The organism is Guptibacillus hwajinpoensis, from assembly GCF_020171785.1.
GTDB classification, from domain to species: domain Bacteria; phylum Bacillota; class Bacilli; order Bacillales; family Guptibacillaceae; genus Guptibacillus; species Guptibacillus sedimenti.
In genome coordinates this window covers 225,795-249,984 of sequence record NZ_JAIVAE010000006.1, presented here as the reverse complement: position 1 = coordinate 249,984, position 24,190 = coordinate 225,795, and the positions used below count along the sequence as shown (strand labels likewise).

The 24,190-nt window shown below is 38.6% G+C and carries 20 protein-coding genes and 1 other RNA gene; 3 read left to right on the top strand and 18 right to left on the bottom strand.

The window, feature by feature from the left end; translation table 11 throughout:
- Positions 1 to 98: 98 nt before the first annotated feature.
- The 3 genes from LCL91_RS10385 (at position 99) to LCL91_RS10375 (ending at position 2,318) form a co-directional block, all read left to right on the top strand.
- Positions 99 to 638, top strand: a complete 540-nt coding sequence (locus LCL91_RS10385) for a PadR family transcriptional regulator (RefSeq protein WP_224882194.1) — start codon at positions 99 to 101, stop codon at positions 636 to 638.
- A gap of 13 nt (positions 639 to 651) precedes the next feature.
- Positions 652 to 1,149, top strand: coding sequence for a DUF4188 domain-containing protein (locus LCL91_RS10380; RefSeq protein ID WP_224882191.1), 498 nt, complete (start codon positions 652 to 654; stop codon positions 1,147 to 1,149).
- A 380-nt stretch (positions 1,150 to 1,529) separates the two neighbouring features.
- A complete protein-coding gene (locus LCL91_RS10375; protein ID WP_224882187.1) occupies positions 1,530 to 2,318 on the top strand; it encodes a phospholipase D-like domain-containing protein in 789 nt (262 codons plus the stop codon).
- 157 nt (positions 2,319 to 2,475) lie between these two features.
- On the opposite strand, the gene LCL91_RS10370 is transcribed toward LCL91_RS10375, so the two are convergent.
- The 18 genes from LCL91_RS10370 to LCL91_RS10285 form a co-directional block, all read right to left on the bottom strand.
- Complete coding sequence (locus tag LCL91_RS10370; protein ID WP_224882185.1) at positions 2,476 to 3,054, bottom strand: recombinase family protein; 579 nt, start codon at positions 3,052 to 3,054, stop codon at positions 2,476 to 2,478.
- 117 nt (positions 3,055 to 3,171) lie between these two features.
- Positions 3,172 to 4,632: a restriction endonuclease subunit S gene (locus LCL91_RS10365; RefSeq protein WP_224882183.1), complete on the bottom strand. Its 1,461-nt coding sequence runs from the start codon at positions 4,630 to 4,632 to the stop codon at positions 3,172 to 3,174.
- Positions 4,632 to 6,098 carry an HsdM family class I SAM-dependent methyltransferase gene (locus LCL91_RS10360; RefSeq protein WP_224882182.1) on the bottom strand — a complete coding sequence of 489 codons (1,467 nt, stop codon included), beginning with the start codon at positions 6,096 to 6,098 and terminating at the stop codon, positions 4,632 to 4,634. Before LCL91_RS10360 ends, LCL91_RS10365 begins: the two co-directional genes overlap by 1 nt.
- Positions 6,099 to 6,108: 10 nt before the next feature.
- A complete protein-coding gene (gene hsdR, locus LCL91_RS10355; RefSeq protein ID WP_369522949.1) occupies positions 6,109 to 8,451 on the bottom strand; it encodes an EcoAI/FtnUII family type I restriction enzme subunit R in 2,343 nt (780 codons plus the stop codon).
- A 358-nt stretch (positions 8,452 to 8,809) separates the two neighbouring features.
- Positions 8,810 to 10,540, bottom strand: coding sequence for a hypothetical protein (locus LCL91_RS10350; RefSeq protein WP_224882180.1), 1,731 nt, complete (start codon positions 10,538 to 10,540; stop codon positions 8,810 to 8,812).
- Between the two features lie 91 nt (positions 10,541 to 10,631).
- Complete coding sequence (locus LCL91_RS10345) at positions 10,632 to 11,612, bottom strand: tyrosine-type recombinase/integrase (RefSeq protein ID WP_224882178.1); 981 nt, start codon at positions 11,610 to 11,612, stop codon at positions 10,632 to 10,634.
- A 164-nt stretch (positions 11,613 to 11,776) separates the two neighbouring features.
- Positions 11,777 to 12,135: a transfer-messenger RNA gene (gene ssrA / locus LCL91_RS10340) on the bottom strand.
- A 101-nt stretch (positions 12,136 to 12,236) separates the two neighbouring features.
- Positions 12,237 to 12,704 (bottom strand): SsrA-binding protein SmpB, encoded by a 468-nt coding sequence (gene smpB / locus LCL91_RS10335; RefSeq protein ID WP_048311765.1) that lies wholly within the window; start codon positions 12,702 to 12,704, stop codon positions 12,237 to 12,239.
- Between the two features lie 98 nt (positions 12,705 to 12,802).
- Positions 12,803 to 15,130, bottom strand: coding sequence for a ribonuclease R (gene rnr, locus LCL91_RS10330; RefSeq protein WP_224882176.1), 2,328 nt, complete (start codon positions 15,128 to 15,130; stop codon positions 12,803 to 12,805).
- 38 nt (positions 15,131 to 15,168) lie between these two features.
- Complete coding sequence (locus tag LCL91_RS10325) at positions 15,169 to 15,915, bottom strand: alpha/beta hydrolase (protein ID WP_224882174.1); 747 nt, start codon at positions 15,913 to 15,915, stop codon at positions 15,169 to 15,171.
- Between the two features lie 226 nt (positions 15,916 to 16,141).
- Complete coding sequence (gene secG / locus LCL91_RS10320; protein ID WP_224596343.1) at positions 16,142 to 16,372, bottom strand: preprotein translocase subunit SecG; 231 nt, start codon at positions 16,370 to 16,372, stop codon at positions 16,142 to 16,144.
- A 343-nt stretch (positions 16,373 to 16,715) separates the two neighbouring features.
- Positions 16,716 to 18,005, bottom strand: a complete 1,290-nt coding sequence (gene eno, locus LCL91_RS10315) for a phosphopyruvate hydratase (protein WP_224882172.1) — start codon at positions 18,003 to 18,005, stop codon at positions 16,716 to 16,718.
- A 26-nt stretch (positions 18,006 to 18,031) separates the two neighbouring features.
- Positions 18,032 to 19,564 (bottom strand): 2,3-bisphosphoglycerate-independent phosphoglycerate mutase, encoded by a 1,533-nt coding sequence (gpmI, locus tag LCL91_RS10310; protein WP_224882171.1) that lies wholly within the window; start codon positions 19,562 to 19,564, stop codon positions 18,032 to 18,034.
- Positions 19,557 to 20,318 (bottom strand): triose-phosphate isomerase, encoded by a 762-nt coding sequence (tpiA, locus tag LCL91_RS10305; RefSeq protein ID WP_224882170.1) that lies wholly within the window; start codon positions 20,316 to 20,318, stop codon positions 19,557 to 19,559. Before tpiA ends, gpmI begins: the two co-directional genes overlap by 8 nt.
- Before the next feature lie 41 nt (positions 20,319 to 20,359).
- Positions 20,360 to 21,544, bottom strand: coding sequence for a phosphoglycerate kinase (locus tag LCL91_RS10300; protein ID WP_224882169.1), 1,185 nt, complete (start codon positions 21,542 to 21,544; stop codon positions 20,360 to 20,362).
- A 125-nt stretch (positions 21,545 to 21,669) separates the two neighbouring features.
- Positions 21,670 to 22,677: a type I glyceraldehyde-3-phosphate dehydrogenase gene (gene gap, locus LCL91_RS10295; RefSeq protein ID WP_224882168.1), complete on the bottom strand. Its 1,008-nt coding sequence runs from the start codon at positions 22,675 to 22,677 to the stop codon at positions 21,670 to 21,672.
- Positions 22,678 to 22,724: 47 nt separating this feature from the next.
- Positions 22,725 to 23,756: a sugar-binding transcriptional regulator gene (locus tag LCL91_RS10290; protein WP_224882356.1), complete on the bottom strand. Its 1,032-nt coding sequence runs from the start codon at positions 23,754 to 23,756 to the stop codon at positions 22,725 to 22,727.
- Between the two features lie 150 nt (positions 23,757 to 23,906).
- The gene (locus tag LCL91_RS10285; protein WP_224882167.1) at positions 23,907 to 24,143 is read right to left on the bottom strand and encodes a glutaredoxin family protein; all 237 of its coding nucleotides are present in this window, start codon (positions 24,141 to 24,143) and stop codon (positions 23,907 to 23,909) included.
- Positions 24,144 to 24,190: the final 47 nt, after the last annotated feature.

The following is a 24,190-nucleotide window of genomic DNA, read 5'->3' as shown; positions in this document are numbered from 1 at the left end:
AAAAATCGGAATATTACAATTTTATCTTTTGATCTGTTTGGAAATGCTATATGATATATCTAAATGATATGTATCAATAAGATATAGGATGTGAATAAGTGGAAAAGCAAATGCATACGAAATATGCGATTCTTGGATTATTAACAATTGGTTGTCAAACGGGATATTCAATGAAGAAAATGATGGATGGAAGTTTAAATCATTTTTGGAAAATCAGCTACGGACAAATATATCCAACCCTTAAAAAACTCCTTGATGAAAAACTCATTACAGTGCAAGAGGAGAGCACGTCAGGGAAGCCCGATAAAAAGGAATATCAACTAACCTCCTTGGGGTGGGAGGCTCTTAAAGACTGGATGGAAACGCCTATTCAGGAAATCGGCGTAGAAAAAAATGAGCTTTTACTTAAACTTTTTTTCAGTCATCATCAGAGCACTGAAATAACCTTAAAGCAATTAGATCATTACCATTCAAAACTTCAAGAACGGCTGAATACGTATCACGCAATTAAAGAAATGATATATGGGACTTACGGTGATCAGGAAGAGGCAAAATTCTGGCTCCTCACATTGGATTATGGAATACGGACAACGGAAGCAGCTAATGATTGGGTGATGAATGCTAAAAACGTACTTTAAGGAGGAAAGAGAAATGGCAAATCAAGTATTCAAAGGGCGCTACACGGTAGATAAAGGACAGGATGTTGTCGTCTTTCTCATTGGAATGCGAATCAATCAATGGTGGGCTGTGCATAAGTGGCTACCCGTTTTTCTTGCGATGCCTGGTATGATTCGTGAACTTAGCATTAACAAGCAGTTAGGTTGCCTCTCAATGGAAAATTTCTTTAGCTTCCGAACAACGCTACTTCTTCAATACTGGCGCTCTTCTGAAGATCTCCGTCAATATGCGCATGGACAAGCCCATCTAAAAGCATGGAAGAACTTTAATCAAAAAATTGGAAACAACCGTGCTGTTGGGATCTACCACGAAACATATGTCCTTCCGAACTCTCATTACGAAAGTCTTTATGGTAACATGCCCGTATTTGGCTTAGGAAAAGCGCTAGGATCGATTAAGGTCACTCCACAAGCTGACTCTTTCAATAAGCGTCTGAATAAAAAGTATACCGAGGAAGGAAAATCACGTTAAAAAAAGCCCAGTCCGTCAAAGGGTGGGCCAAGGGTTCCTATATGCTATGATTTTTTCCAAATAAAAAACCACCAAATATGTATTTGGTGGAGACGGTGGGAGTCGAACCCACGTCCAGAAGTATCGGCACTTAAGCTTCTACGAGTGTAGTCGTTATATTAGCGTTTCACTACAATTCTTAGTCCCTTTAACAGTAAGACTTAGAAGTGCCATCATTAACGATTATTATTATTAGGGAGTATTACATATTTACGAACTGAGTTCGGAGACCTTCTGTGAATCATTATATACTAATTACTAGCAAGTTTTAAAGCTTTTCCCAAATGTTCCTTGTTAATAGATATAATATTATTAAAATAATTAGAAGGGATAGATAAACTTTGAAATTGGATGAAATTGCGTTAAAACATTTAGTACCATACATCAATGAGTGTTATTATCGAACAGGTCCAGAATTAGTAGATTTATTTAATCAATATGGTAGTGAAGATGTTTATGCTAGAGGGTTTCCATCTAGGAGTGATTACACTTTATCAAAGTTAGAGGACATCAATAACTCAAAACAACTTGAAAGATTTATGAACCATATTGTATATTCAAGAACATATCTTGGAAGTGATATCAATATAGCCTCAGATTTAATAGAACCTATAAACGAAATCATTAAATATTGTGGGTATGCCTTACAGAGGAATGAACAGGATGAATTTGTTGTAACAGGAGAAGGATTAATTCCAGAAGATATTATAGAGATTCAAACCTCTTTTGAAAATATTCAAAGTGAAATATTGGAACAATTAACACAAGCTAAATTTACAATCTGGGTATCAGTTGCATGGTTTACAGATAATACACTCTTTAGCATCTTAAAAAAGAAAGCATCTCAGGGTATTAATATTCAACTCATAATTAATAAGGATGATATTAATTCACAAACTGGATTTGATTTTGAAAATTATTTTGAAACATATAGAAAAACTGGTTTCGGAGCTTTTCAAGATAATATATTTCATGAAAAATTTTGCGTAATAGACTTAAAAACAGTAATAAACGGTTCATACAATTGGACAAACAAAGCAATGTACAATCATGAGAATATAAATATAATACATAGTTATTCTACCGCAGAAACTTATGCAAGTCGTTTTGTGCGAAATAAGCTATTATAACTATACATGTAACTAAAAACTCGCCTCGTATCGGTAGTTTCCATATAGTAATGTGTAGATGCACCTACTATACACCTATTGCTATATAGAAGAGCTGAAAAAAGAGGAAAATATCCCCCCTTTGGCAAATTGAAGAAGTGGATATATCCTCTTTATTTCACTGCTCTTTAACAGTTCTATATAAAGTTGCACGGCTGACCTTTGTAATTTCGCTAATTTCATTCACTGTTAGTTTATTCTCATCTCGCTTGTTGTAAAGCTCAATAGCATGTTGTAAACCTTTATGTTTATCGGTATAACGCTTCGGGCGACCTTTGTAAATACCACGTTGCTTCGCTAGTTCAATTCCTTCAAGTTGTCTTTCCTTAATCATATCCGCTTCAAATTCAGCTATACCGCTTAATACAGTAATCATGAGCTTACCGATAGCTGTAGATGTATCTACCTTATCTCCACCCATGTTCAAAACAATTAAGTTAACTTGTTTATCGTTGAGTAGTTCAATTGTTGCTAAAGCATCTTTTGTACTACGAGCGAAGCGATCTAACTTAGTAACAATAATTGTTTCACCTTTTTGTACGGTATCTAACAACTTTTTTAATTCCAAACGATTATCTTTATTACGACCACTAACCTTTTCTTGAAAGATCACATTACATTGATGCTCTTGAAGCTGTTTTACTTGAGCATCTAAATTTTGTCCAACAGAAGACACACGTGCATAACCATATCTCATAGAACTACTCCATTCACCAAAGTGTTTTGATACATGTATATGATACACTACAAAACACCAATAACACTAGCACAACATTTTGTATCAATAGGGTGTAGTTAAATGATATGTAATAATTTATTTCATTTTACTAATACTTTCATGTACTTTATTTATTGCTTGAACAAGCCTGTTCTGTTCTTCAACAGGAGGGAGAGGTATAAGATAATTTTCAACAAAGCTTTTAGCCACTCTCTGTTGTCCCGCTGTACCTGTATAGGTTTCTACACCACTAGTAATAAAATGATGGGATTTAAATAACCAAAGCAAATACTCAGGATTGATATCGTTTGTAAATGGTCTAACAACAAATAGCTCAGTTGTTCCTGCACCTACTCCATTTGGTAGACCTTTGATAATAGTCGACTTACGATTTTCAAAACAAGGTGTTATTTTTGCGATAACTACATCTCCGTTTTGAAAGTGTGTAAAGCCCTTCTTTATATCCTTCCAAGTTTTCACTTCGAACGAATGATGATTAACAAACCCATCATCAATCAACTTCATTGGTACGAATCCTGCTTTCATTTCATCATGAACTTTATTTTTAGGATTCACCTGACAGATATCTTTTAACCTCACCCATTCCCATGTTGTAGGTATCTTAAATGGAGATTTTCCTACTAAATTCTCAGTTAATGTCTTTTCTTTAGGAACTACCTTTTCTTCAATTAACTTTTCTTTCATTGCTTTAATACGATCAATTAACTTAATAACTGGTTCATCATCTGAATTCTGTTTAATTAAATCACCTTGCATAGCATATTGAAGAATTGATCTTTCAAGTTGATGAGGAAATGCTTCTTGTATTTTAAACAATCGGTTTTTTTTCTCACTATAAGTATCAATTTTCGGTTTAATATTTTTTATAGCTCTTACAATTCTTTTTTGTTCTTTAACTGGAGGAAGGGGTATTAGTAATTTATTAAAATTTGTATCATTAATTGCTGGGTAAGTTACTCCCTGCACTTTAGATTCTACCTGATAATTAAACATAGGACTTTTTAATATAAAGTATAAAAACTCATTATCAATTAGGATAGGTTTCATTACTACAAAAGCAGTACTTGCTATAGGTTCATATTCAAAATTTCTATCTATTACAGCTATGTTTAGTAGATAAGGTCTAACAGTCGCATATACAACATCACCAACCCCCAATATTTTCCTCGCTCTCGATGGGGCTTTTTGAGGGTCAATAATGTTTAATTGATTAGATAATGCACCTTCCTGATTATCAATCGCAGCTACGTCTATATAAGTGAATTCTTTATCAGGTTTTTTTTGTCCACGGTTATAATAAACGTCTCTAATTCGTACCCATTCCCATGTTTCTGGTATTTCAAAAGGAATTTCCTCTTCTGTAATTTTAGGCAATAGTTTTTCTTTTTTTATAATCTTCTCTTGAATTAACCTTTCTTTTTCTGCCTTAATCCGCTCTACTAATTCACTAGCTGGTTCTTCCTTGGGGTCTTGGGGTACTAATTTACCCTGAAGGGCAAATTGCAAAATAGAACCTTCCAGCTTTTTTGCATCCATTAATCTTCACCTAACATTTCTTGAATTACTGATAAAATATTATCGATTTCGTTATTTAATTGCGTACGCTCTTCTTGATATTTAGAAATTAATTCCTGTGGTTCTAAGACAATTTCTTCCTCTTGCTGGAATCCACATAAGTCTAAGTTGTAGTTATCATCAATAATATCTTGCACGCTATATTTTTGCGCCTTAAAACCATCATTTTCAGAGATTACATTACGATTTTCCCACCAATCCATCGCAGGTTGGAAATGCTCTAACTTGATAGGCTTAGTTTTTGAGAAGTTTTTATAACCCTCAGGCATATCTAAGCGGTAAAACCAGACATCATCTGTAGGATGTGTTTTGTCAAAGAACAATATGTTCGTATGAATAGATGTATAAGGAGCAAACACACTATGTGGTAAACGAATAATTGTATGCAAATTAAATTCTTTAATCATTTTTTCTTTAATTGCTCTCTTTGCACCGTCAGTACCAAACAAGAATCCATTTGGTAAAATAACACCTGCTCGACCATCCTTCTTTAGACGATACATTATGACTGATAAAAACAAATCCGCTGTTTCACTACTACGTAACTCCACAGGGAAATTCATCTTAATACTGTCTTTTTCTGATCCACCGTATGGGGGATTCATCATTATAACTTCAAACTTCTCGTTTTCATTGTATTCACGAACATTCTTATCTAAACTGTTACCATGGATAATGACTGGATCATCAATATCATGCAATAATAAATTTGTGATACTTAATAAATAAGGAAATGCTTTTTTTTCTATACCAAACACCGAATTATTATAGACTTCATTATCCTCTGTGGATTTCACTTGTGGTTTTAAGTAATTTAATGCAGATGTTAAGAAACCACCTGTACCAGATGCAAAATCCGCTACACGTTCTCCTAATTGTGGCTTAATCATCCGAGTTATAAAATCTGTTGTTGCACGTGGTGAATAGAACTCACCAGACGCACGTTGAGCTTGTAGATCTTTTAAAATTTGTTCGTAAATTTCATTGAAAGCATGCCTCTCTTTATAGTCCGTAAAATCAATACTATCAATAAAATTAATTACCTGACGAAGCAATACACCATCTTTCATATAGTTATAAGCATCCTCGAAAGCAAAACGCACAATCGCTTTACTTATTGGTGTATTTTCGTCTACTTCAATTTCTTTTAATACAGGGAACAATTCACCATTTACGAAGTTTAGTAAAGCCTCACCTGTCATAGCTTTACCATCTTTGTAATCTACTGCCCAATTTCTCCAACGATAATCCTCAGGTATGATGGATTGAAAAGAATCATTATGGAACTCCCATATTTCCTCTTTTGCGTCATAAATTTTCAAAAATAGTATCCATACAATTTGCTCAATGCGTTGTGCATCTCCTGAAATACCAGCGTCATTGCGCATGATGTTTTGTAATGTTTTTACAAATGATGTGATAGACATGTTTAATCTCCTAAGCTAGATATATTTCTTCTTTTAATTTTTTGATTGCTTCTAGGTATTTTTTCTTATTACCAAACGCTTTTACAATCTTTAACGGGCTTCCGAATTTTTGAAACTCATTTAATTCCAAAACTTTTGTCCCTTCAATCTCTGTAATACCTTCATCTTTATATTTTTCAAGAATCATTTCCAATACATCATGGGCAATATCTTTATATTGATAGATGTATCCTCTTTTTTTCACATTTTTCACTCGTTCAGCTTTTGTTAGTGGCGGTTGATCATATGCGAAATGAAGAATCAAGTCGAATTCATCTAGTTCTTGTAGATGTTCTTGCTCCCGCACCGCATCTAACAGCACACCACGCTCCTTTAAAGCTTCAATAATTACTTCCTTTCTATCTTCTTCATTCCATTTACGTAGAAAAGCGTCTAAATTCGCATACTCTTTACGAATATTTTTCCTAGTATAGTCTGTTAAGCTTTCTGTTATGAGCTTACCACCTACATCATAATATTGTACACGTTCGTTAACAATCTGAACATCTACATCATTTATGCGATACCTTTTACGTCCTTTTGGTGGATCTCTATCATCATCATCATCCGTACCAGTTAAACCACCTGTGGTTTCTTCATCGTCTCCACCAGCCTCTTCTCCTTCTTCACCAGGCGGGATTTCCATATCTCCATCATTAGGTATCTCTATAATCGAAATAGGGTCACCATCAAATTCGGGGTCAGCGAATAACCGACTAGCATTACGGAAATCCATAATTGTAAAATACTCTTTTCCATGTTCTATATCCAAGCGTGTTCCCCGTCCGATGATTTGCTTAAATTCAGTCATTGAATTGATATTAGAATCTAATACAATAAGCTTACATGTTTTCACATCCACACCAGTAGTTAATAACTTAGATGTAGTTACTATAGTAGGGTAATTGCTTTCTCTATCAATGAAGTTATCTAGCTGTGCTTTACCTTCTTTGTTGTCGCCAGTAATTCGCATAATATACTTATCGTTTTGTGCTACTAGGTCGCTATTTTCATTACCCAATGCCCTACGCATCCGCTCTGCATGGTCTATATCGACACAGAATATGATTGTTTTAGCAAACCGATCACTTTTCTTCAAAAATTGTGATATACGCTTAGCAACCGCTTCAGTACGTGCATCAATAATCATATTCTTATCAAAATCTTTTTGAGAATACTCTCTATCCTCAATTTCTTCCCCATACATATCTAACTTTCCAATTTCGGGTCGATAACCTTCTAAATCTTTATCAAGACCCACACGTACTACTTTATATGGTGCTAGAAATCCATCATCAATTCCTTGATTTAGGCTATACGTATATACTGGTTCACCAAAGTAAGAAATATTTGATGCTTCTTTTGTTTCTTTTGGAGTAGCCGTTAGACCAATTTGTGTTGTATCTTCAGTATCAAAATATTTTAATACTTTTCTCCAACGACTATCCTCTTTTGCTGAACCACGATGGGCTTCATCTACAATAATTAAATCAAAAAAGTCTGGTTTAAACTGTCGGAATGGCTCTTCTCCATCATCCCCAGCTAATTGATGATAAAGTGCTAAGTAAATTTCATAAGAACTATCAAGCTTATGACCTTTAATCTTAGTCATTACTTTATCAAATGGTTTAAAATCATTTGTCATTGTTTGGTCTACAAGTACATTTCTATCTGCTAAAAATAAAACTTTCTTTTTCTTACCTGCCTTCCATAATCGATATATGATTTGAAAAGCGGTATATGTTTTACCTGTACCAGTTGCCATAACAATCAGTATCTTATTTTGTCCATTAGCAATTGCTTCAACTGTGCGATTGATAGCAATACGTTGATAGTAACGAGGCGTTTTATCCCCTAATTGAAAAAAATATGGTTCATTAATTATTTCCTCTTGAGCAGGTGTAATATGAGCGTTCTCAACGTAATTATTCCATAATTCTTCCCTTGTAGGAAATTCATCCAATGTTAACTCTCTTTCAATACCTGTTAACCGATTATGTTCAATAAATCCATCACCATTTGATGAAAATGCAAATGGCACATCCAGTATACTGGCATAATCAAGAGCTTGTTGCATACCTGCTCCTACTTCATGCTTGTTATCTTTTGCTTCAATGATTGCGATAGGATAGTTCTTTTTATAAAAAAGCAGATAATCCGCTCGTTTTTGTCTACCACGTGTAGTTAAATTTCCCCGCACAATAATCCGACCATCTGTGAAACTATATTCACAAAACACATCACTTACAATATCCCATTCAGCCTTTTGAATGGCGGGTGTAATGTATTTCAATTTAATATCTTCTTCGGTCATTTGTTGTTTTGACTTACTCAACTAATCCCGCCCCCTTGAATAGTTGTCATAAATAAACTATCTATTACTATTTTACATGATAAATGGTATTTGTTGTGAGATGATCCCAAAATCCTTCTGCCATTTGTCATTGCAAAAGAAAAAGAAGTAGAGCAATGCTCTACTTCTGGCTTATCAGCCCATGCAACGCTCGTTCCTCACTGTTGCACTCCTCGATAGAGTTCACTTCTTGCTTCGCAAAAAGTAAACTCTTCAATCGCATATTGTAGTTGTGAATAAAATAATGGTTTTATTATATTTACAGCCTCCTAACTCATCTCGTCATCTTCATTATATTATAAGGGGAGGTGACGAGTTTCTATACAACTACAAAGTCAGACTTTTTTATTATATCTTTGTTTCTGATTTCAATATGCTCTTGTTCTACATGCTTTTGCATAACATCATTTTTTAAATACCTAGAAAAATTGCTTTCAGATACACCTATTGCATGAGCCAAATTCTGCTTAGCAATAAGTTCTCCTACCTCAACGTTTTCTGCTATATACATTAACATTTGAATCGCTTTTTCTTTTCGAGGAGAAACCTCTTTCTCCATAATACTTTCCCTGTTTAAGTAAAGTACATCTCCTATTTCCTTGAATTTGTTTTTAAAAGCATGCAAAACATCCTCATCATAAGTATATAAAATATACACTGCTTTAGGATTTTGATTTCGTTGTATACGTCTAGCTGCTTGATAAAAATCAGCGGCAACAAAAGCCTTTCTGATCTCTTCGAATTTTTCACTTTTAAAATGACCGCTTTCTAACTCCAATTTATCGGGAAGGTGAGTCGGATCAACTTGTCTGTTATATTGGAAAAACTGCAACAAATAAACTGGGAGCGGCATGTTAAACGTTCCTACAATCATACAAATATCATATTCTCTATATGTGTTTTTCCCGACAATATTCCCATACCAATCTACTGCTGCGATCGTTTGAAGAGCTTCTTCTTCCATAGATTCTTCATTTGGAATATATATCTTCTCACCTAAAGTTTGCTTTAGACCAGTTAGTAATTCAGTAGAATTCTCTTTATGGCACACAATAAGCGCCTGCTTATCAATGTTTTTCATCTTTCGCAGCCTATGCTGAATATCCTTAATTATGTTATCTCGATAGTTTTTCATACCACTTTTACTTGTATTAACTGGCATGCACATAATTTTAGATTGTGAATGATTTATACTTAATCTCTTCTCTACTACATTAAAATGATTTTTTAATTGATACAATGGAGTAATGTCAGCACTAGCATCTAGAATGATATTAGATTTTAATTTTCGGAATCGTTTACCTTGGTCAATAAAAAACAGAGTATCATTATGGATAAATCCTAAATTATTCTTATTGTATAAGGATTCTATTTCTTGAACTAATTCGTTATACTTATTTTTTCTCCCAGCATTAGTATTTTTCTTAACCCACTTTTTAAAATCATTTAGCGGCTCTTTACTAAATTCGCCTTTGAAAGTAATGATATTATTATATTCTTTTTCTTTGTATATAGTATCTAACCATTCTAATAATGGTAACAAGCATTTATCAAACAAAGCTTGTCCTTCATATAAATGGATTTGTTGACGTTTTGTATTGTACTCAGCTCGCCCGAATTTCATTACAGGGAACTGCACTTGCTCATCAATTATTAACACATCTCTTTTACCAAAAGATTCTATTAGTTCTTTTTCGCATGCAGCTATATACCTTGTATGAGTGATTACAAGCACTTTGCAGTTTCTAACTTGTTCTGTTGTATAGGAAGCAATATTATCACCTGTTATCCCAAGAACACCATAATCACCATACATTTTTAACGCATCACTTTTTTCTAACTGTTCTACAGTTTCATACACATCAGTTTTGAATTTTTTTACTATTAAATACTTATTAACATTACTCTCGAATCCATGATCGTTAAAATATTCTCTAATACTATTATTCACATGTGTGCTTTTTCCTAATCCCGCTTCCCAAGCATATACATGGAATCTATTAGGATCATTTGTCCCATTTTTTACTTCATGTTGTAATTGCTGTTTCATTTGCTCCAGTATCAAGTTATCCACTAGTAAATAATCACCTTTCTTACACCCGAAATTGAATTAAATAATCAATAGTACATTTCCACATAAGTTAATTATATATATATTTACGCAAATCGTTTGCTACCTCATCTACATCTAATTCTAAGTATTGTGTAGTGACAGCTATATCTGAATGTCCCAAAGCCTTACTAATAAGCGGTACACTTGCACCCTTATTTAGTAGATCCTTAGCATATGCTCTTCTAAGTGCATGTGCATTGATATTCTCTAAACCATATATTTTACTATATTTATTTAATTGCTTTGAAATAGCATTATTTGATGATTTACTACTATTCAAGGAGCAGCCATTTTGTGTGATAAATACATTAGTATTGTTTCGATTATAATATGATCGGATTCTACTATTCATATAGATGAGTGCCTTAAGCATATTTGCTAGTTCATCGTCAATTGGCAACTTTAAATAGTTGTGATTTTTCATAATTGATCCATCAAGATTTAAACACAAGTTATCAAAGTCTATATGTTGCTCCAGTAATTCTCCTATAGTCCTAATACGTATTCCAGTCTTGTACATCATTAGTATGGCAACGGTATCTCGTAAGCCTATAAAGGTACTTTGATCAATAAGAGTTATGAGCTTTTTAATATCTTCTTCTGCTGTCCCCTTTTTAACCTTCTTATCAATTTTAATTTGAATAGTTGACCAGAATTTTTTCTGTACCCAACCATTGTTGTGAAAGCGGGATAGGATAGCCTTTAGTGATTTAAGTCGAATGAGTTTTGTTTCCCTTGATACGTTCAATGCATCAAGATAGCTGTAAATACTGTCTAATGTAATATCTTCCACGTATTGGATCTGAGTCATGTCAACAAACTGCTTAAAAATATAATTATAACTTTCAATTGTTCGTTCACGATTACCAGACACTCTCATTTGTTGGAATACGTTAGTCAGTGCGTCCTTAATTGTTATTGTACTATGTTTGTTATCTTGGTTATAGCTTAATTGTCTAGCTTCCTCAGGTACAGAAAAGATGCCGTGCTTTCTGTTATTAACTATCACAAAAAAACCTCCTAATTGATGTATTAGAAGGTCTATGATCAGTTCAAATATGTAGTAGATATCCCCAAGTAAGAAAATAGGGGTATTGAGCAAGAGTTCAACTCCTGTTCAATACCCCATAACTTTATAATCGTTGATATTACTGTATTTCCACCGTATGTATTTGGTGGAGACGGTGGGAGTCGAACCCACGTCCAGAAGTATCGGCACTTAAGCTTCTACGAGTGTAGTCGTTATATTAGCGTTTCACTACAATTCAGCCCAACGACAGGCTTCCTTGTAGCTAGTCTGGTTAATCTCTTCCAACTTTCCTCAGACGGTGGATTGTTGGCGTATCCCACTTAAGTTGAGTCCCTTACCCTACCACATGGGCGATGGAGGGAGGAACCGCAAAACAGCTTACGCTGCTAGTGCGAAGTTGTTGTTTTCTTTGCCAGTTATAGGCGTGGCGTTTTTAACGTAGCTCGCCAACTCGACTCGCGACTTAAGCTCGACCTACCCCTGTCGAATCCGTAACGTCCCCATGTAAGAAAATGAGAACCGAAAACGGGTAAGCAGTTAAGCTTCATCTGCTGTTTCGGTAATTTTAATTATAACATAAATCAGCTTCCAATCAAATGGAAACTATATCCGCTGACGCTCTTTCAACGCTTTGTCCACTTCACGCTTCATTGTCTTATCTTTAAGATCCTGGCGCTTATCGTACTTTTTCTTACCTTTCGCAAGGCCAAGAAGTACTTTCGCATAGCCATTTTTAATATAAACTTTTAGTGGAATGACCGTGTAGCCCTGTTCTTTCGTTAGGCCAATGAGCTTATCAATCTCTTTCCGCTTCATCAATAGCTTACGAGTTCGGGTTGGATCGTGGTTAAAACGATTTCCCTGCTCATATTCATTGATGTGCATATTCAGAAGAAAGATTTCTCCCTTACGGATAATGGCGTGAGAGTCTTTCAGGTTTACGCGTCTTGCCCTGATGGATTTGATTTCAGTTCCTTGTAGAACCAGTCCTGCTTCATATGTTTCAATAACGGAATAATCGTGTCTAGCTTTCTTATTTTGTGCAATGAGTCCACCATCACCTTTTGGCATGACCGTCCCCCCTCTCAAGCGTCGAACTCCAGTATATCAATTTGGTCAGAATAAGTCAAGATGACTTACTCTGACCGCCGTGATTAAAATTAAGCTAATTAGGCATTGTTATTGCGACGCTTTTTCTTTTTGTTTTTCGGTTTCTTTTTCGTTCCCTGACCATCCTTTGGCGGAGAGAACTTACGCTTTTTCTTCCCTGCATCTGTTGTTTTATTTGAGGACTTTCCACGCTTCTTGCGCTTTCCGCCTTCAATGACTTTTGGACTTTCTCTACGACGACGCTCTTTCGGTGGCTTCATCCCCACTATTTCGAAGTCAATTGCTCGCTCATCAATATTCACATTTAAGACGCGAATGGCGATTTCATCACCGATGCGGTATACGTTACCGGTACGTTCACCGATCATTGCATAAGCACCTTCATCGTAATGGTAGTAGTCATCGGTTAAATAACTAACGTGAACAAGACCTTCAATCGTATTTGGCAACTCTACAAACAAACCGAAGTTCGTTACACCACTAATGACACCTTCGAACTCTTCCCCGATTTTATCTTTCATAAACTCAGCTTTTTTCAGATCATCAGTTTCGCGTTCAGCGTCAACTGCTCGACGTTCCATCGCGGAAGCGTGCTGAGCAATTTCACCAAGTGCTTCGCCCCACTTTGAAGTTGTCTGGTTATCCAGTTTTTTCTCAAATAGGTACGTACGGATTAAACGGTGTACGATTAAGTCAGGATAACGACGGATTGGTGATGTGAAATGCGTATAGAAATCTGTCGATAACCCAAAGTGACCTAGACTTTCAGGGAAGTATTTTGCCTGTTGCATCGAACGAAGCATTACTTTACTAATAACAGCTTCTTCAGGCTCTCCCTTCACTTCTTCAAGAAGCTTTTGCAGGGCACGTGGGTGTACGGTATTCGCATTCCCGCGTACAACGTAGCCAAAGTTCGTGATAAATTCAAAAAACGTATTTAGCTTGTCTGCATCTGGATCTTCGTGAATACGGTACATGAACGGTACTTCCATAAAGTGAAAATGTTGTGCAACAGTTTCATTGGCGACAAGCATAAATTCTTCAATTAAGCGTTCAGCTACCGAGCGTTCTCGTTGAACAATCTCTTGAGGGGCTCCTTCTTCATCGACGAGCACTTTTGCTTCTGCAAAATCAAAATCAATTGCACCTCGTTCGAAACGACCTTTTCTTAAAATTTCAGCTAGTTCTCCCATGCTATCGAAGAATGGAACGAGAGATTTATATCGCTCTAACACGTCATCGTCTTCACGCTGAAGAATTTTACGCACATCTGTATACGTCATACGTTCATTTGTACGGATCACACTTGGGAAAATCTCATGGTTCACAACTTCCCCTTGTGTTGTAATTTCCATCTCACACGAAATTGTTAAGCGATCCACTTGAGGATTTAAACTACAAATTCCGTTTGATAAGCGGTGTGGAATCATTGGAATCACGCGATCGACAAGATACACACTCGTACCGCGATCAAGCGCTTCCTGATCAATTGGAGAGTTTTCTGTTACGTAATACGTTACGTCTGCGATGTGAACACCAAGCTTATAGTTGCCGTTTGGAAGCTTTACAACGTTAACAGCGTCATCCAGATCCTTCGCATCTGCCCCGTCGATCGTGACAATTGTTTCTTCGCGAAGGTCCCGTCTTCCTTCAATCTCTTTTTCATCAATTTGATCAGGTGTTTTGTGAGCCTGCTCCATCGCAGCTTCAGGAAATTCACCCGGCAGTTCATGTTTATAAATAATGGACAGAATATCAACGCCTGGATCGTTTTTATGCCCAAGAATTTCAGTAATGCGACCTTCCGCGCTCATACGTCCTTCTGGATATTTTGTGATCTCGACGACGACTTTATGACCGTCTACTGCACCGCCAGTAGCTCCTTTGGGAATAAAAATGTCGTGTGGAATTCGTTTATCATCGGCGATAACAAATCCAAAATGCTTGCTATCAGAATATGTACCAACTGTGCGTTTCACACCACGCTCGATGATACGTATCACAGTGCCCTCTGGACGAGTGCCAGAAGATTTCTGATGAAGTCTTACAATGACGCGGTCACCGTTCATTGCTCCTTCTAGATCACCCTGATTAATGTAGACATCTTTCTCGCCAGTATCGCTATCAGCAATAAGGAAAGCAAACCCTTTAGCGTGGACCTGTAACTTTCCGCGAACAAGGTTCATTTTCTCAGGAATCCCGTAGCGATTGCTTCTTGTGCGAACGATTAATCCTTCATCTTCCATACTGTTTAATGTTTTGACGAATTCTTTAAATTCGCTTGAATCTTTTACACCAAATACTTCTTCAAGCTCCTGAACGGTTAGCGGCTTATATGCCTCGTCCTTCATGAAGCTCAATATCTTCTGTTCATGTTCTTCTGCCATTGTCTTCCACCTTCTTTCTAGTAACATATATCCATAGGTTATTCAGACCAATCAAGTCCATCGAGAAACGCGTGGACATCTTGATGAAGCACTTCTTTCTCTTTTCCAAGCGTAATCGCATGCGTGGAATTCTCGTACCATTTCAAGCTCTTTTCATCCGATTCAACATGATCATGAATCACGTTAGCACTTTCTGTATTAATCATCTCATCATGTCTTGCCTGTACCACGAATGTTGGCGCATAAATCATATCAATGTTATCACGCACATCATAGATTAAGTCTCGAAGTTCTCCAAGCGTATTCATTGGCGTTTCTTTGAAAGCTTCCATTTCCTCTTCAATTTGTTCAGGAGTTTTTCGTTCAAATTTCTTGTATTCTCTCGCATAGGAAAGGACACCTTGATACATGGTTTCTTCGTCTTTCATATCCATCGGGGCACACATGGGCACGATTCCCTTTACAGGAACAGTATAACCGAGCTTTAAAGAAAATACGCCTCCAAGTGATAAGCCGACAACCGCAATTTCATCATGACCCATGCTTTTCAACTTTTCATACCCTTCAGTGACGTTTTTCCACCAATCTTGTGGACCCGTATGAACGAGCTGTTCAGGTGGAACACCATGTCCCTCATACTGCGGTGCGTGGCATGTATAGCCTCTTTCCTGCAAATAACGTCCCATCATTCGTACATCTGCTGAATTACCAGTAAAGCCATGCAACATTAATACCGCGCGATTGCCTCCCTCGAATGTAAATGGCTTTGGTGCTACTACTTTCATGATGTGATCCTCCTCTAAATCAACTACCTGTTAGTTTGACCCACAAAAAACGAAATATCCAGTCTCATGAGGTCTTTATCTGCATTTTACCTGTTTCAGTCGGAAGGCAAAAGGAATTCGTTCTCATAGCTTATTTCCCTGATCCATTCGACAAAAAACTTCCTTTTCGCTTCCTCCAAAGAAAAAAGCAGCAAGTGACTCAACACCTGCTGCTTTCTCACTATCGTTACACAAGATAGGCAACGAGAATTGAAAGAACAAAGAACAATACGGCAAGTACTACCGTTACTCTATTTAAAACCGCTTCAAAACCGCGGGCCTTCTGCTTTCCGAATAGTTGCTCAGCTCCACCCGTAATCGCTCCTGATAATCCGGCGCTTTTACCTGACTGAAGCAAGACGACAGTAATAAGTAAGATTGAAACGATAACTAATGCAATTGTTGCTGCAAGATGCATGATTCCACCTCCCGGACTATAGCCTTTCCAATACTATAAATTTACCATAATTTTTTCAGTAAAAGCAATCTATTTCGGTAATACAGGACATTCTCATACCTTCTTAACATTGTGTTAACACTTCTTGAACGGTAACGACTGTTTTAGTAGACGTCGTTCCGATAAGAGTGGTGGCTGATTTGAGCTCCAGGTGGTCGCTTTCCGCGGTGCGAGCGTCGAGCACCTTCCGCTACAATGAACTACAAAATATGGCTCGTCATTCAAACCCGTTCTCAAAACAAAATCACTTTTAAAGAAAAGAACCCATTAAAAAACCCCGCGTTATCACGCGGGGTAATTCAACTTACTTCTTGTCTAAGTTATAGAAGCTTTTACGGCCACCGTAGATTGCAAGGTGCTCAAGCTCATCTTCGATACGAAGAAGTTGATTGTATTTAGCAACGCGATCCGTACGAGACGGTGCGCCTGTTTTAATTTGTCCAGCATTAGTCGCAACAGCGATGTCAGCGATTGTTGTATCTTCTGTTTCACCAGAACGGTGAGAGATAACAGCTGTGTAACCAGCGCGCTTCGCCATTTCAACAGCATCAAATGTTTCAGTTAGTGTACCAATCTGGTTCACTTTGATTAGGATTGAGTTACCTACGCTACGCTCAATTCCTTCAGAAAGTTTGTTTGTGTTCGTAACGAAAAGATCGTCACCAACAAGCTGAACTTTCTCACCAAGAGCTTGGGTAAGTTTCTCCCAACCTTCCCAGTCGTTTTCGTCAAGACCATCTTCAATTGAGATGATTGGGTATTTTTCACATAGCTGGCTGTAGAATTCGATCATCTCTTCAGAAGTCTTCACTACGCCTTCACCAGCAAGGTTGTATTTACCGTCGCTGTAGATTTCAGAAGATGCTACGTCAAGTGCGAGCATAACTTCTTCGCCTGGCTTATAGCCAGCTTTTTCGATTGCTTCGATGATTGTTTGGATCGCTTCTTCGTTTGAACCAAGGTTAGGAGCGAATCCACCTTCGTCACCTACAGAAGTGTTAAGGCCTTTTTCTTTAAGAACACCTTTAAGGCTATGGAAAATTTCAGCGCCAGTGCGTAGTGCTTCTTTGAAAGAAGGTGCACCAACAGGCATTACCATAAATTCTTGAATGTCTACGTTGTTATCAGCGTGCTCTCCACCATTAAGAATGTTCATCATTGGTGTTGGAAGAGTTTTCGCGTTAAATCCACCAAGGTATACGTAAAGTGGAAGTTCAAGCTCTTCAGCAGCAGCACGGGCAACAGCCATAGATACACCAAGAATAGCGTTAGCACCAAGCTTGCCTTTGTTATCAGTACCATCAAGGTCGATCATCATGTGGTCGATTCCAAGCTGATCATAAACGCTCATACCTACTAGTTCTGGAGCGATTGTTTCGTTGATGTTAGCTACTGCTTTTTCTACACCTTTACCAAGGTAGCGATCTTTGTCACCGTCACGAAGCTCTACTGCTTCGTATTCACCAGTGGATGCGCCAGATGGTACCATTGCACGTGCTTTAACACCTGCATCTGTAAATACTTCTACTTCAACTGTTGGATTGCCGCGGGAGTCAAGGACCTCGCGTGCATAAACGTCAGTAATGATTGGCATAACGTGTCATCTCCTTTAAATGTAAGTTATTTAATTAATGATTTTCCTGTCATTTCTTTCGGTTGCTTGCCGCCAAGCAAATCGAGAAGCGTTGGTGAAAGGTCCGCAAGAATTCCATCTGTACGAAGCTCTACACCTTCTTTTGTTACGATAACAGGTACTGGGTTTGTCGTATGAGCCGTCATCGCATCGCCATCTAGCGTTGTGACTTCATCCGAATTCCCGTGGTCAGCGGTAATGATAGCATGTCCGCCTTTTTCAGTAATTTTATCAACGATTTTACCAAGACATTCGTCAACGGCCTCAATGGCTTTAACTGTTGGCTCAAGCATTCCGGAATGCCCAACCATGTCAGGGTTCGCAAAGTTTAAGATAATCGCATCGTGCTTATCGGCATCGAGTTCTTTCAGTAACGCGTCCGTCACTTCATAGGCACTCATCTCTGGCTGCAAGTCATAGGTTGCAACTTTCGGAGAGTCGATAAGAATGCGTTCTTCCCCAGGAAACTCTTCTTCGCGTCCACCGCTAAAGAAGAACGTAACGTGTGGGTATTTCTCTGTCTCAGCAATACGCAGCTGCTTGTAATCTTGCTGAGCTAGTACTTCACCAAGCGTGTTATCAAGGTTTGTTGGTTTAAATGCAACGTCGCCTCCAACTGTTTCACTAAAACGAGTAAGTGAGACAAAGTGGATATTTTTAGGACGTTCTTCTCCACGATCGAAACCGCGGAAATCATCATTTGTGAAAACTTGTGAAATCTGGATTGCTCGGTCAGGACGGAAGTTAAAGAAGATCACTGCATCTTCATCATTTACCGTCGCAATCGGTGAACCGTCTTCTTCAGTCATAACAGAAGGAAGAACGAACTCATCATAGATTTCGTTTTCGTAATTATCATCAACTAGCTCGTATGGGTCTTTGTAAGAAGGGCCTTCACCGTATGCCAGGGCACGGTAAGACTTCTCAACGCGATCCCAACGCTTATCACGGTCCATGGAATAATAGCGGCCTGAGAGCGTCGCAAGGCGACCAACTCCGACTTCTTCCATTTTATCCTCTAACTGCTGAATGTAGGTTTTCGCAGATTGTTGGCCAACATCACGACCATCGAGGAAACCGTGAACGTACACATCTTCAAGGCCTTGCTTTGCAGCAAGTTCAAGAAGAGCGAAAAGATGTTTAATGTGGCTATGAATCCCACCATCAGAAAGAAGTCCAAACAAGTGTAGGCTTGTTCCTTTTTTCTTCACATGGTCAATTGCCTCTAGAAAAGTTTCATTTTCAAAGAAGTCGCCTTCTTCGATTGCTAGATTAACTCTTGTTAAGCTTTGATACACAATGCGTCCTGCACCGATATTCAAGTGGCCTACTTCAGAGTTCCCCATTTGGCCGTCTGGAAGACCAACTGCTTTTCCACTCGCTTGTAGGGTAGCGTGTGGGTAGTTGTTCCAGTAACGATCAAAATTTGGTTTCTTTGCATGTGCTACGGCATTTCCTTTTTCCTCATCTCGAAGGCCAAAGCCATCTAAGATGATCAAAGCTTCTGGCTTTTTAGGCATTCTGACCAGCCTCCAAAAGCTGTAGGAAAGATTTTGCATCAAGGCTAGCTCCGCCAACTAAAGCACCATCAATATCGGATTTACCCATAAGCTCGTCAATGTTACCAGGTTTCACACTGCCGCCATATTGGATACGGACCGCATTAGCTGTTTCGTCAGTCGTTTCGTCTTTAAGGACGCCGCGGATAAATGCACATACATCATTAGCTTGATCGCTTGTTGCTGTTTTACCAGTTCCAATGGCCCAGATTGGCTCATATGCGATAACAGATTGAGCTACCTGTTCATTTGTTAATCCAGCGATTGCTTTTTGAACTTGTGCTTTGACGATATCTTCTGTTACGTCGCTCTCACGCTGTTCAAGCGTTTCACCGACACAAATGATTGGCGTTAGGTTATGTTTGAACGCTGCATGAGTTTTTTGATTCACGATCTCATCCGTTTCACCAAATAGCTCACGACGTTCAGAGTGACCAAGTATGACATAGCCTACTCCAAGGTCGTTAAGTGCTACAGGGCTAATTTCACCTGTAAACGCGCCGCTTTCTTCAAAGTGCATATTTTGAGCACCAACTTGAAGTGCTGTACCCTCTAGCTCATCCGTTAAATAATCAAGGAAAAGAGCAGGAGCACAGACAACGGAATCTACGCGATTGCCATCAGGAATAAGTCCTTTCACTTCGTCAACAAAGCTTTTTGTTTCCGTAAGTGTTTTGTTCATCTTCCAGTTACCTGCGATGATTGGTTTGCGCATGTTCACTCACCATCCTTTATAAGATTAAAAACATAAGTATTTTATTTGTCGTTAAGTGCGACAACACCTGGAAGTTCTTTGCCTTCCATGAACTCAAGAGAAGCACCGCCACCAGTAGAGATGTGGCTCATTTGATCAGCATAGCCAAATTTCTCAACCGCTGCTGCAGAGTCACCGCCACCAATAACGGAATACGTATCTTCTGCGTTCGCAAGTGCTTCAGCTACTGCTTTCGTACCATTAGCATAAACGTCTAGTTCAAATACCCCCATTGGTCCGTTCCAGATAACGAGTTTCGAGTCAGCGATTACTTTGCTATACGTTTCTCTCGTTTTCGGTCCGATATCAAGAGCTTCCCAATCGGAAGGAATTTCTTCAATGCTTACCACTTTCGTGTTGGCATCATTTGAGAAATCATCACCAATGATAACGTCTTGTGGCATATAGAAATTGACGCCTTTTTCTTTTGCTTTATCCATGAATGATTTCGCTAGATCGATTTTATCTTCCTCAAGAAGAGACAAACCAACTTCATGGCCAAGTGCTTTTACAAATGTATAAGCAAGACCACCACCGATGATCAAGTTATCTACTTTATCAAGTAGGTGATCAATCACACCGATTTTATCTTTTACTTTTGCTCCACCAACAATAGCTGTGAATGGACGGGAAGGTTCTGTTAGAGCACTTCCAAGAACTTCAAGTTCTTTCTCCATAAGAAAACCAGCTACAGCAGGAATATGATGAGCGATACCTTCTGTTGAAGCGTGAGCACGGTGTGCTGCGCCAAAAGCATCATTTACGTAAAGATCTGCCATTGCAGCAAATTTTTTCGCAAGGTCTTCATCATTCTTCTCTTCTCCAGCTTCGAAACGAACATTCTCAATAAGAAGAAGGTCGCCATCTTCTAGATCTGCAATCGCACGGTCAACTTCTTCACCATAGACTGCATCTGTTTTTGTAACGGTTTTGCCAATGAGGTCGCTTAAGCGGTCTGCAACCGGATCAAGACGTAGCTCATCAACAGCTTCACCTTTTGGACGTCCAAGGTGGCTTGCAAGAATGACTTTCGCTCCCTGATCAGACAAATGCTTGATCGTAGGAAGTGCTGCTTTAATGCGCGTTTCATCTGTTACCTTTCCATCTTCCATAGGTACATTGAAATCCACGCGGCAGAATACCTTTTTGCCTTTTAACTCAACGTCACGAATTGATTTTTTGTTCATCACGCACGTCCTCCTCTGCACAAAGTTTTAAAAGGTTCACCTTTTAAATAAAGCTATATCGTTAGTAAAGACAATGGAAAAGGAGGAAGGCCCAAGACTTCCTCCTCCTCTATTAACAATTCTTATTATAGCCCTTTTGCAGCGATGTAGTCGACTAGATCTACTACACGGTTAGAATAGCCCCACTCGTTGTCATACCAAGAGATAACTTTAACCATGTTTCCATCGATACCCATTGTAGAAAGACCATCTACGATTGAAGAGTTCGGGTTACCGTTGTAGTCTTTTGATACTAGTGGCTCGTCGCTGTAACCAAGGTATCCTTTAAGATCGCCTTCAGCAGCTTCTTTAAGAGCAGCGTTTACTTCATCAACTGAAACGTCTTGATCAAGTTCAGCTACAAGGTCAACGATTGATACGTTTGGTGTAGGTACACGCATAGCCATACCATTCAACTTACCATCAAGCTCTGGAAGTACAAGAGATACTGCTTTAGCAGCGCCTGTAGATGTTGGAATGATGTTTTCAGCTGCTGCACGAGCACGACGGTAGTCTTTGTGTGGAAGATCAAGAATTTGCTGATCGTTTGTATATGAGTGAGTTGTTGTCATAAGACCACGCTTAATACCGAACTTGTCGTTCAATACTTTAGCTACTGGTGCAAGACAGTTTGTCGTACAAGATGCGTTAGAGATAACGTGATGGCTAGCTGCATCGTACTTGTCTTCGTTAACACCTAGAACAACTGTAATGTCTTCGTCTTTAGCTGGTGCGGAGATGACAACTTTCTTAGCTCCTGCTTCAAGGTGCTTCGCAGCATCGTCACGGTTTGTGAAACGGCCAGTGGATTCGATTACCACTTCAACACCAAGATCTCCCCATCCAAGTTGTGCTGGGTCGCGCTCAGAAAGAACTTTGATTTCAGTTCCGTTAACAACAAGATTCTCGCCGTTAACTTCAACTTCTACATTAAGTTCTCCATGTACGGAATCGTATTTAAGAAGATGTGCAAGCATGTTTGCATCTGTAAGATCGTTTACAGCTACAACATCAACACCAGGGTTGTTTAATGCTGCACGGAATACGTTACGTCCAATACGTCCAAAACCGTTAATACCTACTTTTGTTGCCATTGTGTAGTTCCTCCTTGAATTTCCTCGTTTCCCGAGGTGTGTTTTATTTAATAAAGGGAATCTCCCTCTAATAACGCTTTAGCGGCACCTTCATCTGTAACAAGAATGCTTTGAATCCCTGTCTTTAGATAAGCTGCGATGGCTTTTGCTTTCGAACGACCGCCGGCTACCGCAATGACTAATTCGCTACGCTCTAAATCTTCGAGTTGCAGCCCGATTGTCTTCACTTTGTGAACAACTTCTCCTGACTGATTGAAGTAATACCCAAACGCTTCAGCAACAGCATGTTCTCGCTCGATTTTTTCAACAACATCAAGCGTCGACTTACGTCTTTGTGCCATCGTTCTAGCTTCCCCAATCCCATGAACCACAATACCGGCTGACTTAATAATCTCAAGGATATCTTTGACGCCCGGTTCTTCGATAAGGGATTGGTATGCTTCTTCACTCAACTGATCTGGAACATGGAGCAAACGATAGTCAGTATGGGCTTTTCTTGCCATCTTCGCACATATCGTGTTCGCCTGATTTTCTACCTGTTCACCAAGACCTCCTCGGGCTGGGACAAACAGCGTTCCTTCCATTTCTGAAGAAGGAATCATCATATCAGCTACACCTGCGAGCGTGGTACCGCCCGTTACAGCAATTACTCTATCTTTTAGCTGAAACTTTTTCAAGCGTCCCACAGCGGCTCGACCCATTTCTTTTTTTACCCAGGGTATATCATCACTATCACCAGGGACAATAAACACTTCCGGTATGCCTAGCTTATCTTTCAGACGCTTTTCAAGGTTATCGAGACCGGACACTTCATTCATAACCGGTTCAAGTTCCAACAAAAGCTGTTCACCCTCTTCTGTCAGGTGCATACCTTGTATCGACATATGTAGTAGCCCCTGATCTTTCAAGAACGTTACTTCGCTTCTGAGAACCCGCTCGGTGATATCCAAACTGTTCGCAAGACTTCTACGTCCAATAGGCTGCATAAGTCTTAATTGTCTCAATACCCGATAGCGCTTATTCATAACTTCTAGCATGTCCGGCAATAATTTTTGTTGAAGTGACAATAATGAGCGCATAATTCGTCTCCCCTGCTGTTCTTCTTTTTTCCCGAGACGTAATATGTCCCGCTTAGACATTTTCAGTCCCACCTGGATCAAAAAGAACTTCTTACAGTTTTCATTGTAGCAGTTGCCAAAAGCATGGGCAACTATGTTATACTTAAAATTTTAAAGTAAGCGTTTTCTTATTGTTTTTTTTGAGATTTGACCATAATCTACGATTTCACCTTCGATTTCGACAACTGGAATCATGAGCATAAATTTTTCCAAGAGCGCCTCATCACTATAAATATCTACCGTTTGTAGTGAGAACGTCACTTCCTCCTGTAACTCCTCAAGAAGATAAGCTGCTTCATCACAAAGTGGACATGTCGCCTTCGAATATAAAGTAACCGATTTACTCATCAATTAAACCTCCCTTCTTTCAATTTTCTAGTTTACTTAACAAGGTA

Bases quoted from the DNA above. Each gene is read 5' to 3' on its own strand.
- rnr (WP_224882176.1), bottom strand. From the start codon at position 15,130: ATGGCAGAAGAACATGAACAGAAGATATTGAGCTTCATGAAGGACGAG.
- LCL91_RS10350 (WP_224882180.1), bottom strand. From the start codon at position 10,540: ATGAAACAGCAATTACAACATGAAGTAAAAAATGGGACAAATGATCCT.
- hsdR (WP_369522949.1), bottom strand. From the start codon at position 8,451: ATGACCGAAGAAGATATTAAATTGAAATACATTACACCCGCCATTCAA.
- LCL91_RS10370 (WP_224882185.1), bottom strand. From the start codon at position 3,054: ATGAGATATGGTTATGCACGTGTGTCTTCTGTTGGACAAAATTTAGAT.
- gap (WP_224882168.1), bottom strand. From the start codon at position 22,677: ATGGCAACAAAAGTAGGTATTAACGGTTTTGGACGTATTGGACGTAAC.
- LCL91_RS10300 (WP_224882169.1), bottom strand. From the start codon at position 21,544: ATGAACAAAAAATCAATTCGTGACGTTGAGTTAAAAGGCAAAAAGGTA.
- LCL91_RS10285 (WP_224882167.1), bottom strand. From the start codon at position 24,143: ATGAGTAAATCGGTTACTTTATATTCGAAGGCGACATGTCCACTTTGT.
- gpmI (WP_224882171.1), bottom strand. From the start codon at position 19,564: ATGCCTAAAAAGCCAGAAGCTTTGATCATCTTAGATGGCTTTGGCCTT.
- smpB (WP_048311765.1), bottom strand. From the start codon at position 12,704: ATGCCAAAAGGTGATGGTGGACTCATTGCACAAAATAAGAAAGCTAGA.
- eno (WP_224882172.1), bottom strand. From the start codon at position 18,005: ATGCCAATCATTACTGACGTTTATGCACGCGAGGTCCTTGACTCCCGC.
- LCL91_RS10380 (WP_224882191.1), top strand. From the start codon at position 652: ATGGCAAATCAAGTATTCAAAGGGCGCTACACGGTAGATAAAGGACAG.
- LCL91_RS10360 (WP_224882182.1), bottom strand. From the start codon at position 6,098: ATGTCTATCACATCATTTGTAAAAACATTACAAAACATCATGCGCAAT.
- secG (WP_224596343.1), bottom strand. From the start codon at position 16,372: ATGCATCTTGCAGCAACAATTGCATTAGTTATCGTTTCAATCTTACTT.
- LCL91_RS10365 (WP_224882183.1), bottom strand. From the start codon at position 4,632: ATGGATGCAAAAAAGCTGGAAGGTTCTATTTTGCAATTTGCCCTTCAG.
- LCL91_RS10325 (WP_224882174.1), bottom strand. From the start codon at position 15,915: ATGAAAGTAGTAGCACCAAAGCCATTTACATTCGAGGGAGGCAATCGC.
- LCL91_RS10290 (WP_224882356.1), bottom strand. From the start codon at position 23,756: ATGCGCTCATTATTGTCACTTCAACAAAAATTATTGCCGGACATGCTA.
- tpiA (WP_224882170.1), bottom strand. From the start codon at position 20,318: ATGCGCAAACCAATCATCGCAGGTAACTGGAAGATGAACAAAACACTT.